Below are 2,187 nucleotides of genomic sequence, written 5' to 3'. Positions count from 1 at the left end.
CTGTACAGAAGCACTTCCTCCAAAGTTTGGAACAACGATTGAAGACGTACTTCATTCATTACAGATCCCTCAAGCTCAAACKATTGAAGACATCGGTCATGCGTTTGAAACGTTAAAAATTGGCTTTGTAAATGCCGAAACAATCTCTTATCCTCTTAGCCGCATCAAACAAGTTCGTCATGAAATTGGTGTAAGGACACTTATTAATACGGTTGAAAAACTACTAAACTTATCGAATGCTTCTTCTTTAATGATGGGCGCTTTTCACCGTACGGCCATTAATAAGATTGTGCCTATTTTTGCTTCTCTGCATTTCAAACACGTATACGTGGTACAAGGGATAGAAGGATCAGAAGATGTACCTGTACATAGAAGCAGCTTTGTTTTTACGATCTCAGAAGGAGAGATGGAGTCGTTTATTGTCAATCCAAAAGAATACGGACTGTTCGTGGAAGAAGAGCACTTTGAAAAGAAAATAAGTGTTGAAAAACAAGCGGAATATGTGACGCGCATTCTGGAGGGTGAATCTTCTTCCGAACTGACTTACGTCTATAATCAAGTAGTATTAAACGCTGGCTTGCGCTATTATCTATTTGGTTATGAAGCTTCTATTGAAAAAGGAGTAGACTATGCAAAACGCCAGCTAGCTGAAGGTTTGGGCTGGAAACACCTGCAGAAGTGGAAAACACAAGCGATTTCAGAAGAGTAAAAGGTGAGCAAACATGCTCATCTTTTTTTATCGGAAGAGATAAATTCTTTGTTTTTTGTCAGAAAATTTAATATAATTAGTTATGTATTTGTGTTAGAAAGTATCACATTTGATGTTAATTAGAAAATAGATTAGCAGAAAGGAAGCTTTCATTGAAACTTACGTCGAGAGAACAAGAAAAATTAATGATTGTCGTAGCTGCAGACTTAGCAAGACGCCGTCAGACAAGAGGATTAAAACTTAATTATCCCGAAGCAGTAGCTATTATTACATATGAAATTATGGAAGGAGCTCGTGATGGCAAGACGGTAGCACAGCTAATGCGAGAAGGGACCAAGATTTTAAAACGAGAAGATGTAATGGAAGGTATTCCGGAAATGATTCATGATATTCAAGTGGAAGCTACCTTTCCAGACGGAACCAAGCTCGTCACTGTGCACGATCCAATTCGTTAAGAGGAGGGAAGATATGATTCCAGGAGAATATTTTTTAAAAAAAGACCCAATCACATGTAATAACGGTAAGAAATCAATTAGCGTGACTGTAATCAACAGAGGCGATCGACCTGTTCAAGTAGGGTCACACTTTCATTTTTTTGAAGTGAATGCTGCGCTCGAGTTCCCACGCGAAGCTTCGCTTGGCTATCATTTAAATATTCCGGCCGGCACAGCCGTTCGTTTTGAACCAGGTGATGCAAAAGAAGTGGATCTCGTTGCTTTCTCCGGAACAAGAGAAATCTACGGTCTTAACAATAAAACAAACAGATCGCTTTCTGATAGAAAGGAAGATGTATAAGATGAGTTTTCAAATGTCGCGACGTCAGTATGCAGATATGTTTGGACCAACCGTTGGAGATGCTGTTCGTTTAGCAGACACAGAGCTATTTATTGAAATTGAAAAAGATTTCACCACGTACGGAGATGAAGTAAAATTCGGCGGAGGAAAAGTCATTCGTGACGGAATGGGGCAGCATCCTCTTGCAACACGAAACGAAGCAGCGGACTTAGTGTTGACAAATGCAATTATTCTTGATTATACAGGCATATATAAAGCAGATATTGGAATAAAAGATGGACTCATTCAAACTATCGGAAAAGCGGGCAATCCCCTGCTGATGGATGAAGTAGACATCATCATTGGTGCGAGTACAGAAGTGATTGCAGCAGAAGGGAAAATTGTAACCGCCGGCGGTATTGATGCACATATTCATTTCATTTGTCCGCAGCAAATTGAAACTGCTCTTGCCTCTGGCGTGACAACAATGATTGGAGGAGGAACGGGACCGGCTACAGGAACAAAAGCGACAACTTGTACACCCGGAGCTTGGCATATTGAACGAATGCTTGAAGCTGCTGAAGCATTCCCAATGAATATTGGCTTTTTAGGAAAAGGGAATGCAAGTGCCAAAGAGCCTTTAATTGAGCAAATTGAAGCTGGAGCGATTGGACTAAAGCTTCATGAAGACTGGGGAACCACAG

Annotated in this window: 4 protein-coding genes; all 4 read left to right on the top strand. The window is 40.4% G+C overall.

Annotation, left to right across the window (positions count from 1 at the left end):
* Positions 1-709, top strand: a 709-nt coding sequence (locus AC1DRF_RS24245; RefSeq protein WP_477741899.1) for an anthranilate phosphoribosyltransferase, incomplete at its 5' end; no start/stop codon positions are given.
* Positions 710-861: 152 nt separating this feature from the next.
* Positions 862-1,164, top strand: coding sequence for an urease subunit gamma (locus tag AC1DRF_RS24240; RefSeq protein WP_013057659.1), 303 nt, complete (start codon positions 862-864; stop codon positions 1,162-1,164).
* A 13-nt stretch (positions 1,165-1,177) separates the two neighbouring features.
* Positions 1,178-1,504 carry an urease subunit beta gene (locus AC1DRF_RS24235; RefSeq protein WP_013083758.1) on the top strand — a complete coding sequence of 109 codons (327 nt, stop codon included), beginning with the start codon at positions 1,178-1,180 and terminating at the stop codon, positions 1,502-1,504.
* 1 nt (position 1,505) lies between these two features.
* Positions 1,506-2,187: urease subunit alpha (locus AC1DRF_RS24230; RefSeq protein ID WP_477741898.1), on the top strand; the 682-nt coding region annotated here is incomplete at its 3' end.

Source organism: Priestia sp. P5_B4, assembly GCF_056400385.1.
Note: the sequence above shows the minus strand (reverse complement) of the source record. Positions and strands in the feature narration are given on the sequence as shown.